Genomic DNA, 15,250 nt, shown 5'->3' on the forward strand with positions numbered 1-15,250 from the left:
TGACAGAAGGATTAAGACAAATAGCATAAAGAAATATATAGGGCAGGGACTGCCCAAATTAACGCCTGTGGAGATAGTAGGTTACGAGGTCGATGAAGCAGGAAGCCCATTGGCTTAAGACAATGGGTAGTTCACCCAGAGGTTCAATGCAGTCTTTCCTGTGCAGTGATATAACTGTCGTATCAGGGATATTACGGGAAAGGAGAAAGCACAATGGATGAAACCGCAAAGAGAATTACAAAGCGAATGAGTCCGAAGGAAAACGGAAAGAGACGGAAGGAAGAATGTTCCGTTTTTCTGTCGCACCGTAAGAGAGAATCGCTATGGGAAAGGATTTCCATATGGAGAGAGGACATTGTCTGCATTTATCAGAGACTGAGGTACGGATACTGTTACCGTGACACCTGGTCGATCGACCAATGGTTCCTTACGGTTGTTTCGAACATGATCCATGACCTTCGTGTTAACAGTCATGGCTACCCCGGCTCCTTTAAAGGAGCGGAAGAAGAAAACATCCGGAAATGGGACCGTATTCTGGGAAGAATGGAATTTCTGTTCCGGGAAGCAAAAGAGGGCACGTGCAGAAAGAAAAATCCGTATGAGAAAGAACATGACCTGGCACGGGAAGAATTCACGGCAAAATACGGCATGTTCGGAGAGAAACTGAAAACGGAAGAGGAGATTGCAAGGGAAAAGCGGGAGCATACGCATCGTCTGTATACGATGAGCGATGTTCCGAAATATGCGGAGATATCGGAAAAGTGGCTGGCGGCCGAGGGAGAACTGCGTGAGTACCGGGACCGGTGCCTGAAGCAGGGCATGGAGCTTATGACGAAATATTTTTGGAACCTGTGGGATTGATAGGCATGGACGGGCAAAAAAGCGGCGGGGAGTCGAAGGAGGATTCCCTGCCGCTTCTGTCGTGGGCTTTCTGTTTCTTCCGGTTGTATGCCCTGCCGTTCGGTATGGTCCGCGTTGCCGGGTTCAGGATGCCCCAGGTGGAACGCCGTAAGGAATGGTATGCTTTTTGTGCTTTCTTAGTCTGTTTGCTGATCGGGACAAATGATTTCTTCATGCAGCACCTCGATTCTGTTCCAGTGTTTCCATGATGCCGTTGCAGAATTCCATGAAATCGTTGTGCCCGAAAAGAAGCATCTTGTTGCGTAAGGACTCCATGGATTTCTCAAATTCCGCCGTATCTTTCTTTCTGACTTTGCAGAGAATGATACGGTACGGGGAATCGTCCCGTGAGAATTCGTTTCCTAACCGCACGGAAACATGGTTCTGTGCGAGCAGGGAATCCGCAAGATAGTCCTTGTGGTCGATGTACATATATGGGACGGACAGGATGGACAGGCCGTCCAGTCCCAGAAAATTTTTCATAGGCTCCTCCTTTGTGATAGCTGTCTGTTTGGAAAAGGCTGCGAAATTCACATTCCGCAGCCGTGGTGCCTGAAACCGTACCCCGGCACCAGCGTGATCGCTCACGGGTTTTCTACAGGGGGATTATTTACCATTGATATTTGCTGAATTAGCGTACCATGAACCGAAAGATACAACGGATAAAAAATAACAAAACAATCCATGTCACTGAACGTTAACAATCCCATCTGCATTTTTAAAGACCCTGTACGGAAAATTCTTTAACAAGAATCAGCAAGAATTCTCCCACCTCTATAGGTGGTGAGATGAATTGTCATCTCTTGCATAGTGCGATAGTTGGTATGTAGATATCAGATTATTGCACATAGCTGTGTTGTGTATTGTAAACTTCTCATATATTGATTTTTATAGTCGTGCTATATCATCAATTCTGAATACAATGAATAAGCCTGAAGCCTGAAGGGAAAATAGATTGCAGATCAAACAGAACAAATGTTCTGAAATGTAATAGACAAATGATTCCATTTGTGATATAATTAAATCAGTCGAAATAGAAAGAAAGGCTGATAAATATGAGAGAACTTGACAATAATGCGCATTCAGTATTTTTGCTCTATTATCATCTGATCCTGGTTGTAAAGTACCGGAAAAAGGTCCTGAATGATCCGATCTCGGATCGCGCACGAGAAATCTTTGAATATATCGCGCCCAAATATCATATCACCCTGGAAGAGTGGAATCACGATGAGGACCATGTCCATATCATGTTCCGTGCACATCCGAAGTCGGAACTCAGTAAATTTATCAATGCCTATAAAAGTGCCAGCAGCCGTCTGATCAAAAAAGAGTATCCGGAGATCCGGCAGAAGCTCTGGAAGGAAATGTTCTGGAGTCAGAGCTTCTGTCTTCTGAGTGCCGGCGGAGCTCCGATCGAAGTGATCCGTCAGTACATCGAGACACAGGGGGAGAAAAAACATGAATGTAGTATACCGGTTTCGGATCTATCCCAATAAAATACAGCAGGAACTGTTTGCAAAAACATTTGGATGTGTCAGGTTTGTATATAACCGGATGCTGGCAGAAAAGAAGGAATGCTATGAAAAGACCGGAAAAAACCTGAAGGTCACTCCGGCAAAATATAAGGCAGAGTTTCCATGGCTAAAAGAAGTGGACAGCCTTGCTCTGTGCAATGCCCAGCTGCATCTGCAGACTGCTTATAAAAACTTTTTCCAGGATCCATCGTTTGGATTTCCAAAATTCAAGTCAAAAAAGAATCCTATTAAAAGCTATACCACAAACAGTGTCAATGGAAATATCCTATTAAAAGAGGGGAAGCTGAAGCTCCCAAAGGCAGGCTGGATCCGGATCCGGCAGCATCGTAAGATCCGGGAAGATGCCTGCCTGAAAGGTGCATCCGTCTGTCTGGAAGCTGATGGGCGGTATTATGTTTCTCTTCTGTATTTTTGTGAAGAAAAGCCAGTGGAAATAAGGAACATAAGGCAGGTCGTCGGACTCGATTTTTCCATGAAAGAACTATATGTAGATTCCAATGGAAAACATGCAGGTTATCCGCACTATTTCAGAAACAGCGAGGAAAAACTGGCGAAAGCGCAGAGAAAACTGAGCCATTGCCGGAAAGAAAGCAATCGTTATAAAAAACAGCAGAAAAAAGTGGCGCGGATCCATACGCATATCGCTCACCAGAGAAAAGATTATTTGCATAAAGAATCAAGAAAGATAACCAATTTCTATGATATCGTATGCATTGAGGACCTGGATCTGAAGACGATGAGCGGGGAACATCATTTTGGAAAAAATGTCCATGATAGCGGATGGAGAATGTTCACAGATTTTTTGCAGTATAAACTGGAACGGGAAGGAAAGAAGCTTGTCCGCATCGACCGCTGGTATCCCAGTTCCAGAACATGCAGTTGTTGTGGAAAAATAAAACATGATCTGAAACTGGAAGATCGGGTATATCTTTGCAGCTGCGGAAACCGGATGGACCGTGATGAAAATGCGGCGGTCAATATCTGCCGGGAAGGTCTGAGAATATCCGGGATCATATTAGAAAAAAGCGAAAAAGCATCATAAAAAGATATCAGCCAAAAAGAACCGTGGGACACACGGGGATCGCTCGTGAATGCTTTGCCCAACGGGGTAATCGAACGAGAAACCCCCACTTCAAGCGTGAGCTAAGTGGTGGGAGTATGTCACATGTCCGCTTCAAACAGGAACGTCTGATTGTACTGGTCAAGGGCAATCTGCATTTCCATGATTTCGCCGGAGATATGTTCGTAATCCTGTTTTACCAGTTCCGGATCGTAATTGGTATAGCGATACTCAGGAACGGCATTCCTGGAGCTGAATGCATGGGAAGATTCCCTCATTTTCGGAAGGCATTTCCGCATGGTGTCCAGGGTCGCTTTGCGGGAGTTGAGCTGTGCCATCCTTACCAGAATGCTGTCGACGCTCATTTCCGTATCTCCTACCATGATCTTTGCTGTTGCGTTGGCCAGGTTCAGGGCGTGCTTGATAATGACGGTTTTTCGATCAATTTCTTTCAACGTCTCGGAAACGGCGGAGTAGTCATACTCCGGGATGACCGGTTCCTCGCCGACGGCGGCAACGTATGTACGGGATGTCGCTTCCTTGGCTTCCCAGTAGGACTTTTCGTCCGCCAGGCTTTTGAGCAGTTTATTGGCATAAGCCGAAGTCATTTTCATGATGTATTCGCCTCCTTCGCATCAATTCCTTATGACACGATTATAAGACAGGAGAGGGAAGGTGTCATTGAACCTGCGGTTTAAAGAAGCCCATAAATGAGGAATATCCCCGTCAATGACGAGGATATTTTCAATGCTGGTATGTAACAGTCTGCTGAGAATGATAAAGTTGTCCAGGCTTGGAAGTGATTTCCCGGCGATCCACTTATAGATTGCCTGCGGGTTCTCAAAGCCGAACGCACCCTGGATCTCGCGGATCGTATAGTTCTGCTCCGAAAGCAGCTGCTTGATCCGCTTCCCGGTTTCCACGGGCTGGATTGACAAATACATCGGTTCCATTTGCATCCCTCCATGATTCTGTACCATCCCGAAACACTTGTTTCCATTTTATCACGACTGTAGCGGATTGAACAGTAAAATTTTATTTCTGCCGGCGAAATGAAAATTTTAAAAGTAAATTCCATATATCACTGGGGCATGCCCAGATCATGAAATAATATTTAACCCGACAAACGGCTGCATCTCATTTCGGGCATAAGACATTTCGACTGGTATTCTCGAAATAGGGAAAGGGACAACAGCGCAAGAGCACAGCCTGGAAGATATGAAAAAATCTCCGACAGTTCCACTGCAAAAACACAGCGGACTGCCGGGGATTTTTCTTTTGTTATAAACAAATCAGCTCATCATGCGGAAAAGACCGATGACTTTACCGAGGATCTCTACGTGATCCAGGATGATCGGGTCCATCGTGGAGTTTTCTGGCTGGAGACGGAAGTGACCGTTCTCTTTGTAGAACGTTTTTACGGTCGCGGAGTCATCAACGAGCGCAACGACTTTATCGCCGTTCTCGGCGTCCGGCTGCTTTGCAACGATGACTTTATCACCGCTGTAGATCCCGGCTTCGATCATACTGTTTCCTTTTACCTTTAACATAAATACTTCTTTATTCGGGAGCATTTCGGCAGGGATCGGAAGATAATCTTCGATATTCTGCTCCGCGAGGATCGGAGTTCCGGCGGCGACCGTACCGATCACCGGCACATTTACAACTTCACGTCTTGTAAGAGCGAAATCATCATCGAGAATCTCGATAGTTCTCGGCTTTGTCGGATCCCGGCGGATATATCCATTCTTCTCCAGGGATTCCAGGTGGGAGTGGACCGAGGAGGTGGATTTCAAGTGAACCGCCTCACAGATCTCGCGCACAGCCGGCGGATATCCTTTCTTTAAGATCATTTCTTTTATATATTCAAGTATTTCTTTCTGCTTATCAGTAATTTTTCCTTGACTCATGAGACCCCTCCTTTTATTCGTCACGGCGATTAGGAAAATGGCAACCGCGCATACACGGGGAGACATTTGACGACCGCTGTAATAATCTGCAAAAGAATATTTCTTCTCTGCATACATAGTATCATAAACTGCGAAAAAAAGCAAACCTTTGTTCGAAAAAACGGAGAAAAAGAATTGACAAACATATGTTCGCGTGATAGAATCTAAACCAGAACAGATGTTCCCAAACATGAGTTTGCACTTACTGAATACAGAGGAGGAACCAATATGAAGAAGTATTTGATCGCTCTTGTGATGATCGTGATGATCATGTCCTGCTTTTTTGGAAAGACCCTGGTTATGGCGAATGAAGACGAGGATGATGCCGTCTATAACCGCTATTATACGACGATCGAGGTGGAAAAAGGTGATACCCTCTGGTCTGTTGCAAAAACTTATTATCATCATTCCGGTATGTCCGTGCGGGAATATGTATATGAGCTGAAACTGATCAACGGAATGGTTTCTGACGAACTCCGTGCCGGTGATATGATCTCCGTGGAGTATTATGCGGAGACGCCGGGAAACCCGTATATAAAGTGATGATATAAGACAGAAAGATACAGAAGAGAGGATGCGGAGAGAAAGACTCTCCGGGCTGCAAACGAGATCCTTTGGGCAGAATGATGTCCGGGGATCTTGTTCTTTCTCCGGGATACTTGCATTCCAGCTGACCGGCGGCCAAAAGTTCCTTGCTTGCTATTGCCGGGATAAAACGGTACAATAGGAGGAGCAGAAGAGAGAGCAATAGGAGGAACCAATGAAATTATTCCATTTATCGGACCTTCATATCGGAAAGAGAGTCAATGAGTTTTCGATGATCGAAGACCAGAAATATATTCTTAAAAGAATTCTTGATCTGGCGGAAGAAGAAAAGCCGGACGGGATCATCCTGGCCGGTGATATTTATGACAAGCAGATCCCGTCCGCGGAGGCGGTCCAGGTGTTCGACGAATTTATCACAAGGCTTGCCGGGAGAGCGATTCCTGTTTTTATTATCAGCGGGAACCATGATTCGGCGGAACGGCTGGCTTTCGGCGGAAGACTGTTGAACAGCCGGGGGATCTACCTTTCGCCTGTATATGATGGGAGTGTCACGAAGATTCCGCTGAAGGATCAATACGGAACAGTCTGGATCCACCTGCTCCCGTTTATCCGCCCTTCGACTGTGCGGCATGTATTTGAGAATGAGGCGGATCTGGTAACGGATGTCCAGACTGCGGCGGAGACGGTGATCCGCCATATGGAGATCGATCTGAAGGATAGAAACATCCTTGTCGCACACCAGTTTGTCACGGGAGCTTCCAGGTGCGAGTCGGAGGATGTTCAGGTCGGTGGTCTCGACAACATTGACGCAGCGGTCTTTACACCGTTTGATTATACAGCACTTGGACATATCCACAGTCCCCAAAACGTAGGAACTGACCGGGTTCGCTATTGCGGGACTCCCTTAAAATATTCATTTTCGGAGGTGGACCAGGAGAAATCAATTACAGTCGTGGAGTTGGAGAAAAAAGGAACAGTAAGGACCAGCCTGCTGCCGTTAAAACCTCTCCGGGATATGAGGAAGCTCCGGGGCACTTATCTGGAACTTACCGACCGCTCTTTTTACAGAGATATGAACCGTGAAGATTATATCCAGGTGACCTTGACGGACGAGGATGATGTGCCGGACGGTCTTCAGAAACTGCGTGTGATCTACCCGAATATCATGCAGCTTTTGTATGACAATCAGAGGACAAAAACCACTCAGGAGGTCGATGCAGCGCAGGCCGTAGAAAAAAAGACAGAGATCGAACTGTTTTATGAGTTCTATGAACTTCAGAATAATCAGCCTATGACGAAACAACAGAAGGATTTTGCAGAACAATTGATCCGGGAGATAAAAGAATGAAACCTGAAAAACTGGTGATCAGTGCCTTCGGCCCATACGCGGGGGAGAACACGATCGATTTTGAACAACTTGGAGAACATGGTCTTTACCTGATCACGGGAGATACCGGCGCCGGTAAGACGACGATCTTTGATGCGATCACATTTGCCCTGTACGGTGAGGCAAGCGGAACTGTGCGGGAAGCCGGAATGTTCCGGAGCAAATATGCGAAAGCAGAGACGGAGACGTTTGTGGAGCTGACTTTCGCCTATCAGGGAAAAGAATATATCGTCAGAAGAAATCCGGAATATGAATGCCCGAAAAAGCGAGGAACCGGATTTACAACGAAAAAAGCGGATGCGGAACTGATCTATCCCGACGGACGTCAGCCAGTGGCAAAGATGGGCGCGGTCACAAAGGCTGTGACGGAGCTGATGGGTCTCGACTATAAACAGTTTACTCAGATTGCGATGATCGCCCAGGGGGATTTCCAGAAACTTCTGATCGCAGGGACTGCGGAACGCGGAGAAATCTTCCGTCAGATCTTTCACACGGAGATCTTTCAGGAGATCCAGTGGCGTCTGCGGGACGAGGAAAAGCGCAGACGAAAAGATTATGATGATCTGCGCCGGAGCATTACCCAGTACCTGGAGGATGCCTGCTTTGAGGAAGATCCGGCGGCGGAACAGGAATTTAATTCCTTAAAAAAGGTACACTTTGAAGGAAAAACAATGCGGGGGATCGAGCTGCTGCGCAGTGAGACAGAAAAAGAAAAGGTACATCTGGAAACGCTGGATGGATCTGTGCAGAGCCTGGAAAAGCAGATCCGCGCGGTAAATGAAAAAAAGGGAAAGGCGGCCCAGATCAGACGGATCGAGGCAGAACTGGAGAATAAAAAACAGGAACGGGAACGACTGAATCCGGAGTATGAAGCGGTCCTTGCAGAATGGAAAAAAGTGGAGAAAAAGTCGGAGCTTCGCGAAGAACTGGCAAAGAAAGTTCAGAAACTGGAACTGGATAGTCAGAGATTTCTGGAACTGGATCAGAAAAGAGGAGAAGCGGCTGGGAAAGAACAGACACTTTTGAGCGTTCAGACAGATAGAAAGTCGATGCAGGAACAGACGGATCTTCTGCAAACAGAACTGGAGAACCGGTCTGGGGACAGAGAGAAGATTTCCAGAGCACCGGTGGAGAAAGAGCAGCTGTCAAATGCGAAAGAAGCACTTTTGCGACAGAAAAAGGAACTGGAAGAACACCTGGAGCGGCTTGAGTCGACTTACAGGGAATTGAAAGATGTGCAGAAAGAGTACGCAATCTCGATTTCCCTGCGTGATGAGAGCCGCATACGGTATGGACACCTGGAAACACTGTTTCTGAATGCCCAGGCCGGCATTCTTGCACAGGATCTGGAGGAAGGAATCCCCTGTCCGGTATGCGGTTCCTGTCATCACCCGGCTCCTGCTGAGCTTGCAGAAGAGATCCCGGATCAGGAAGAACTGAAACTAAGAAAGAAGGAAGCTGAACGGGCAGGAGTGAAGTCTGAGAGGCTGAGCGAGAGAGCCGGAAACTTAAAAGAAAATCTGGATCTCGAGATAAAGAGGATAGTGGAGCTTCCTGCCGTTTTGAAAGCAGACCTGTATAACAGGATATCAGAGATATCGGATCCTGCGGAGTGTATGACGGCAGCCAGACTGGCGATAACAAAGACGGAGAAAGAACTTTGTGAACTGGAAATCCGTATCAGATCGAATGCAGAACAGCTGAAACAGCTAAAAACGCTGGAAGATTCAATAAAGAAGCTGGAAAAGGCTCTGGAGACGGCGAAAGCAAAAAATACGGCGCTTGCCTTGTCGGAACAGAACCTGTTGACATCCCTGTCAATGCTGAAGGTGCAGGTGAAAGAGCTTCAGGAAAGGCTGGAAGGGCAAAATGCGGCAGAGATCGAAGAAAACCTGAAAATGATGAAAACGCAGAAAAGGGAGCTGGAGCTGGAAGAAAGCAGCGCGAAGGCTAAAATGGAAAAATACCAGAGAGATATGGCGAGCTTGGATTCTGCGGTGGAAACACTGGAAAAACAGATCGGAAAAAGAGAAGAGCTGAAGGAAACGGAACTCTCAGAGATGCTGGAACGCCTGGAGACGAAAAAAACAGGAACATTAAAACAGCGGGAACAGCTCCATTCGGCTTTACAGAACAACCGGAAGATCTACGAGAAGGTCTGCACCTGGCAGAATCTCATGGAACAGACAGAACAGGAATATATCTGGGTCCACTCACTTGCGGACACGGCAGCCGGGACACTGAATGGAAAGCGGAAGATCGAACTTGAGACCTATGTCCAGATGGCGTATTTTGACCGGATTCTGAGGCGGGCGAATATCCGGCTGATGACGATGAGCAGCGGTCAGTATGAACTGAAAAGAAGTGAGACATCGGGGAACAAAAAGGACAAGAGCGGACTGGAACTGAATGTGATCGATCACTATAACGGAAGTGAGCGGAGTGTAAAGACGCTCTCCGGCGGCGAAACGTTCCAGGCCTCGCTTTCCCTGGCGCTGGGACTTTCGGATGAGATCCAGTCTATGGCAGGCGGGATCCAGCTGGATGCCATGTTTGTGGACGAAGGATTCGGTTCTCTTGATGAGGATGCGCTGGACCAGGCGGTAAAGGCACTGGGAAATCTTGCGGACGGAAAAAAACTTGTCGGTATCATTTCTCATGTTGCGGAGCTGAAAGACAGGATTGAAAAAAAGATCGTGATAACAAAAAAACGCGGTCGGGAAGGCGTGGGAAGCACTGTCAGAATATCGGACGGCGTGATCTGAAAACGTGCGTGACAGCAGATCCGGCAGGAAGAGAGCTATTCCAGCCAATGTCCGTCGCAGTCGGAAGAAGTGTCAGCCAAATATGCGGAGAAAAGGAACCGGAAAAAAGAAGCATCTACATCGTAGATACGGTGATCTAAAATGCAGATGCGCGGTAATTCAATTGCCGATATAGTTCACGGGATCATGATCGGCGAACGGGTAAATTCGTTTTTTTGTACCTTTCCTGATTTCAGCTCCCGCACCATCCGGCAGATCTCAGATGCGGTCAGATTTTTCTCAAAAAGCGGATAGACTTCCGGGGAGAGAATCTCGTTGGCATCAGCGGTCTTGACGATGACAGGGATATCGCAATGCTTTTTCAATTCCGATAAAAGTGCTGCGGATGTTTTTCGGAATCCCAGGATCCGGACCCATGGAGCGTAATCGCAGGCAGCAAATCCCCGTTGGTCTTTGTCTGTGATATCCAGCATGAGATTCATAAGAGCGCGGCTGACCTTCGCGTAAGTATACTGCCGGTCTTTTCTGGCTGCGGTCAGTGCATCGGTCCGGAGAAATTCCAGACGGTTTTTATAGAGCTTTGCGGCGAGGTCCTCCGGCATACCGGAAATGCTCTGAATTTTTTCCAGAGCGGAAGTCAGGATCTTCTGTTCTATCAGGAGAGAAAAATCATCCGGAAATAATGGAACCTCGGATTCGGCCTGCAGACTTTCAAAGTGGGAATCCGGGAGAACAGCTGAGAGAAAATCCGGATCCTGCGCAGAGATCGCCTTTCGGATCGCTGTTGCAGAAGCGAAAGAGCCGTCCCGCCCTTCGGAGTGATACCCGGGATCGGAGCGTTTCAGGGTCCAGGGTTCGACCGCGGAAGAAAATTCCTTTAATGCCTTCAGGTACTCAACCGCAAGGATATCGTTGGGCGATACAGGAACAGAATCTTTTCTGGCAAGAGCCAGTGCCTGTGGGTAGGTAAGGCCGCTTCGGAGACTTTTACGGATCAGATCCGACTGTTCTTCCGTCTCTGTGCCGGCCTGGTCTGCCAGTCCCTGCAATTTTTTGATTTCCCCTGCTTCACTGCCGAAGGAGAGCACATCGATGATCCCCATATGATGAAACAAAGAGATTCCGCAGCGTGCGAAATCCTGGGCAGCGCTCAGACTTCCGAAAACGGGCATTTCGACAACGAGGTCAGCGCCGGAGAGAAGCGCGGAGCGAGTCCGGAGAAACTTGCTGTAGATTGCCGGGGCCCCGCGCTGTACGAAGTCACCGCTCATGACGACCGCGATGAAATCGGCTCCGGTCCGGCGTCTTGTCTCTTCAATCTGATATTTATGGCCATTGTGGAATGGATTGTATTCTGCAATGATGGCAGCTGTTTTCATAGTAGATCTCCTCAACTTGTGCAGATCATTTGCCTGCATTCGTTATCTAATATCATAGTCGAAACAAAATCTTAATGCAATATTTATTGTTCTCAAAGAAAAAATGTGATATACTGCATCTAAGCAGCGTGTGAAAGACTGATTGTTCCAGGATGATAAGAATATTCAAAAATATCAGAAAGAATTCAGAGCGGCTGCCTTAGTGTTACAGTTATATCTTTGCGGCGCATACCGCAATCTTCGAAATAAGACGCAGAAAGGATGGATGCTATATGAAACTGATCTACGCAATTATCCGGTATGACAACGAGGACGATGTGACGACGTCACTCACAAAACACAAATTCAGCGTGACCCGTCTTTCCACGACCGGCGGATTCCTGAAAAAAGGGAATACGACCCTGATGATCGTGACGGAAGAAGCGCGGGTTGATGAAGCGATCGATATTATTAAAAAGGAGTGCGGCCATCACCAGAAGATCACGATCAATATGCCGTATGTATCCGGTTCCTCCATGGTCCACTGCGCAACAATGCCGATGTCGGTCGATGTCGGCGGTGCGACGATCTTTGTTGTAGATGTTGAGCGGTATGAGAAGATCTGACCGAAAAATGATACTGACAGAGACTGCTGCAGCAATGCGAACAATAAATATGACTGCGGTCCTGCAGAGAAAAGATAAAAGATACAAACAGCTCCGGCAATCAGTATTCCTGGTCGACCGGAGCTGTTTGTTTACGCGAACAACGAGCCAAAATCCGTGCTTGCGCGAGACCTTGGCGATTGTCGCGATAACAAGGGGAAACTCGCGAAGCGTATTTTCACTTGTTACCGGAACGTTCGATAAAATTTCCCGATAGGCAGGCAGCTGCTTCCGGTCAAACTTCCGCTGTGCCCGTTTTTTTACCGCATTGTTTTAAATTTAACGAGAGGTATTGAAAAAAGTGCAAAAAATTGGAGAATATAGTCTTGTATCCAGTATTTAGCTGCGATATAATAAAAATACGTATGAAAACCCATATTGAGGAAGGAGTCAATCATCATGGCATTTATTGATCTTATGAAAGAAAAGGCAAAACAGGATGTAATGACAATCATTCTGCCGGAGAGCAACGATAAGAGAACTCTTATTGCTGCAGCACAGGTATTAAAGGAGAAGACCGCTGACCTGATCATGATCGGAAAAGAGGAAAAGATCATGGATGGTGCTCACTGGTTGGAAGTTGACCTTACTGGCCTTAAGGTCGTAGATCCGGATACTGATCCGAAGTTTGACCACTACGCAGAGACCCTGTTCAAATTAAGAGAGAAAAAGGGTATGACTCTCGAGAAAGCACAGGAGATCTTAAAGACAGATTACATCACATACGGCGTTATGATGGTAAAAGAAAAAGACGCTGACGGACTTGTTGCAGGTGCTTGCCACGCAACAGCTGATACATTAAGACCGGCTCTTCAGATCTTAAAGACAGCTCCGGGAACAGAGCTTGTATCCGGTTTCTTCATCATGGACGTTCCGAACTGCGAGTACGGTGCAAACGGCACATTCTTATTCGCTGACTGTGGTTTAAACCAGGATCCGACATCTGCAGAGCTCGCTGCAATCGCTGACAGCTCCGCTAAGAGCTTCCGCGCACTTGTTGGTGAGAAGCCGATCGTAGCTATGCTTTCCCACTCCACAAAGGGCAGCGCAAAGCACGCTCTTGTAGACAAGGTTGTAGAGGCTACAAAGATCGCAAACGAGAAGTACCCGCAGCTTGACCTTGACGGCGAGTTACAGCTCGATGCAGCGATTGTTCCGTCCGTAGCAAAAGCAAAAGCAAAAGGAAGCGAAGTTGCAGGTCATGCTAACGTTCTTATCTTCCCGAACCTTGACTGCGGCAACATCGGTTACAAGCTGGTTCAGAGACTTGCTAAAGCAGAAGCTTACGGCCCGATGCTCCAGGGTATCGCAAGACCGGTCAACGACCTTTCCCGTGGATGCTCCGCTGAGGATATCGTTGGTGTAGTAGCTCTTACAGCTGTACAGGCTCAGATGGCTTAATCTATAATTACTTAACAACAATGGGGAACGACGCAAAATCGATCAAGAGGAAACGGCGTTCCCTTTTTGGCAACAACTGTAATATCCAGTCTTCGTTCCGGAGACCGGAAGACACAGATTCTATTTTATAATCACAAGGAGTTTTATCTGTCATGAATATTTTAGTTATCAACTGCGGAAGCTCTTCCTTAAAGTACCAGTTAATCAACTCTGATACAGAGGCAGTTCTTGCAAAAGGTCTCTGCGAGAGAATTGGTATCGAAGGAAGCCAGATCACATACCAGCCGGCAGGCGGAGAGAAGGAAGTTACCGTTTCCCCGATGCCGACACACACACAGGCGATCCAGATGGTATTAGACGCTCTCACAAACAAGAAGAGCGGCGTTATCGCAAGCCTTGCAGAGGTTGGCGCTGTTGGTCACCGTGTCGTACACGGCGGTGAGAAGTTTACTTCTTCCACAGTGATCACAGATGAGGCTATGAAAGCAATCGAAGAGTGCAACGATCTTGCACCGCTTCACAACCCGGCAAACCTGATCGGTATCCGCGCTTGCCAGGAGCTTATGCCGAACGTACCGATGGTAGCTGTATTCGATACTGCATTCCATCAGACAATGCCGGAGGAGGCTTACCTTTACGGCCTTCCGTACGAGTACTACGAGAAGTACAAAGTAAGAAGATATGGCTTCCACGGAACTTCCCACAGCTTCGTATCCAAGAGAGCTGCTGAGGTTGCCGGAAAACCGTACGAAGATTTAAAGATCATCGTTTGCCATCTTGGTAACGGCGCAAGCCTTTCCGCTGTAAAGAACGGCAAATCCGTAGATACAAGCATGGGTCTCACTCCACTTGAGGGACTTATCATGGGAACTCGTTCCGGTGATATGGATCCGGCTATCATGGAGTTCATCGCTAAGAAAGAGAACCTCGACATCGCAGGCGTTATGAACGTTCTGAACAAAAAGTCCGGTGTTCTTGGCCTGTCCGGCGTATCCAGCGACTTCCGTGACATCGAGGAAGCAGCTGAGGCTGGCAACGACCGCGCAGCGAAAGCTCTTGCGGCGTACAACTACCGCGTTGTTAAGTACATCGGTGCTTACACAGCAGCGATGGACGGCGTAGATGTGATCGCATTCACAGCAGGTCTTGGTGAGAACGGCAAGTCCATGAGAAAAGCTGTTTGCGAGCATTTATCCTACCTTGGCATCAAGATCGACGACGAGGCTAACAGCGTAAGAGGAAAAGATATCGTAATCTCCACACCGGATTCCAAAGTTAAAGTTATGGTTATCCCGACAAACGAGGAGCTTGCGATTGCAAGAGAGACTTTAGCTCTTGTAAAATAATTCAGGGTACAGTTCAGCCGTGCGCCGGTCTCGATGAAAAGATGGGCTGCAAGCCTGCTTGCATAAGTGCTTTCTCATCTGAATCAGCATACGGTTTGATCGATTAGCAATGACGCTGACCCGTTCAGAACCCTGTGAGAGCAGGAGATGAGCGGGTTGGCTTCTGTGCTGTCTGGAGGTTTTAACGCCCTCAGGACGGCTTTGGAACTCTTACGACATACGCTGGGGTTTCTTATCCCAGGTACGAAAATATTCGTTTCTGGTGCTCTTAATGCGCGCTCTGGCGCGGTTAAGAATTTGTCACAAGAATATGGTTTGAGCGCAGAAATGCATGAAAA

Annotated in this window: 14 protein-coding genes; 9 read left to right on the forward strand and 5 right to left on the reverse strand. The window is 47.4% G+C overall.

All coding sequences use genetic code 11. The features are described from left to right. Positions 1 to 213: 213 nt before the first annotated feature. The gene (locus V2546_RS12430) at positions 214 to 861 is read left to right on the forward strand and encodes a hypothetical protein (protein WP_329752492.1); all 648 of its coding nucleotides are present in this window, start codon (positions 214 to 216) and stop codon (positions 859 to 861) included. Positions 862 to 1,071: 210 nt separating this feature from the next. On the opposite strand, the gene V2546_RS12435 is transcribed toward V2546_RS12430, so the two are convergent. Continuing rightward, positions 1,072 to 1,383: a hypothetical protein gene (locus tag V2546_RS12435; RefSeq protein WP_329752493.1), complete on the reverse strand. Its 312-nt coding sequence runs from the start codon at positions 1,381 to 1,383 to the stop codon at positions 1,072 to 1,074. A 572-nt stretch (positions 1,384 to 1,955) separates the two neighbouring features. Here V2546_RS12435 and tnpA point away from each other — a divergent pair. Beyond that, positions 1,956 to 2,396 (forward strand): IS200/IS605 family transposase, encoded by a 441-nt coding sequence (gene tnpA, locus V2546_RS12440; RefSeq protein ID WP_329752495.1) that lies wholly within the window; start codon positions 1,956 to 1,958, stop codon positions 2,394 to 2,396. After that, entirely contained in the window at positions 2,359 to 3,477 is a 1,119-nt protein-coding gene (locus tag V2546_RS12445; protein WP_329752496.1) for an RNA-guided endonuclease TnpB family protein, read from the forward strand. Before tnpA ends, V2546_RS12445 begins: the two co-directional genes overlap by 38 nt. 119 nt (positions 3,478 to 3,596) lie before the next feature. Here V2546_RS12445 and V2546_RS12450 read toward each other — a convergent pair whose 3' ends face one another. From V2546_RS12450 to lexA, 3 genes are all read right to left on the reverse strand, one after another. Next, a complete protein-coding gene (locus tag V2546_RS12450; RefSeq protein ID WP_215702060.1) occupies positions 3,597 to 4,109 on the reverse strand; it encodes a hypothetical protein in 513 nt (170 codons plus the stop codon). A gap of 21 nt (positions 4,110 to 4,130) precedes the next feature. Further along, positions 4,131 to 4,448 (reverse strand): helix-turn-helix transcriptional regulator, encoded by a 318-nt coding sequence (locus tag V2546_RS12455; RefSeq protein WP_329752497.1) that lies wholly within the window; start codon positions 4,446 to 4,448, stop codon positions 4,131 to 4,133. 339 nt (positions 4,449 to 4,787) lie between these two features. Further along, on the reverse strand, positions 4,788 to 5,405 hold the full coding sequence (gene lexA / locus V2546_RS12460; RefSeq protein ID WP_118298003.1) for a transcriptional repressor LexA: 618 nt from the start codon (positions 5,403 to 5,405) through the stop codon (positions 4,788 to 4,790). Positions 5,406 to 5,672: 267 nt separating this feature from the next. Between lexA and V2546_RS12465 the strand changes: the two genes are divergently transcribed. The 3 genes from V2546_RS12465 to V2546_RS12475 all read left to right on the forward strand — a co-directional run bounded on the left by V2546_RS12465 (position 5,673) and on the right by V2546_RS12475 (position 10,142). After that, positions 5,673 to 5,987: a LysM peptidoglycan-binding domain-containing protein gene (locus V2546_RS12465; RefSeq protein ID WP_118298004.1), complete on the forward strand. Its 315-nt coding sequence runs from the start codon at positions 5,673 to 5,675 to the stop codon at positions 5,985 to 5,987. A 217-nt stretch (positions 5,988 to 6,204) separates the two neighbouring features. Continuing rightward, entirely contained in the window at positions 6,205 to 7,338 is a 1,134-nt protein-coding gene (locus tag V2546_RS12470; RefSeq protein ID WP_118532999.1) for an exonuclease SbcCD subunit D, read from the forward strand. After that, positions 7,335 to 10,142, forward strand: a complete 2,808-nt coding sequence (locus V2546_RS12475) for an SMC family ATPase (protein ID WP_329752499.1) — start codon at positions 7,335 to 7,337, stop codon at positions 10,140 to 10,142. The genes V2546_RS12470 and V2546_RS12475 overlap by 4 nt, the downstream gene beginning before the upstream one ends. 176 nt (positions 10,143 to 10,318) lie before the next feature. On the opposite strand, the gene V2546_RS12480 is transcribed toward V2546_RS12475, so the two are convergent. Further along, on the reverse strand, positions 10,319 to 11,521 hold the full coding sequence (locus V2546_RS12480; RefSeq protein ID WP_329752500.1) for a nucleotidyltransferase family protein: 1,203 nt from the start codon (positions 11,519 to 11,521) through the stop codon (positions 10,319 to 10,321). A 272-nt stretch (positions 11,522 to 11,793) separates the two neighbouring features. Here V2546_RS12480 and V2546_RS12485 point away from each other — a divergent pair, with 272 nt between their 5' ends. From V2546_RS12485 to V2546_RS12495, 3 genes are all read left to right on the forward strand, one after another. Then, positions 11,794 to 12,126, forward strand: a complete 333-nt coding sequence (locus tag V2546_RS12485; protein WP_118298009.1) for a cyclic-di-AMP receptor — start codon at positions 11,794 to 11,796, stop codon at positions 12,124 to 12,126. 438 nt (positions 12,127 to 12,564) lie between these two features. Beyond that, positions 12,565 to 13,566, forward strand: coding sequence for a phosphate acetyltransferase (pta, locus tag V2546_RS12490; protein ID WP_117470288.1), 1,002 nt, complete (start codon positions 12,565 to 12,567; stop codon positions 13,564 to 13,566). 152 nt (positions 13,567 to 13,718) lie between these two features. Further along, a complete protein-coding gene (locus V2546_RS12495; protein ID WP_015554503.1) occupies positions 13,719 to 14,912 on the forward strand; it encodes an acetate kinase in 1,194 nt (397 codons plus the stop codon). Positions 14,913 to 15,250: the final 338 nt, after the last annotated feature.

Origin of the sequence: Clostridium sp. CM74B_53, assembly GCF_036318045.1 — a bacterium.
Lineage (GTDB): Bacteria > Bacillota > Clostridia > Lachnospirales > Lachnospiraceae > Pilosibacter.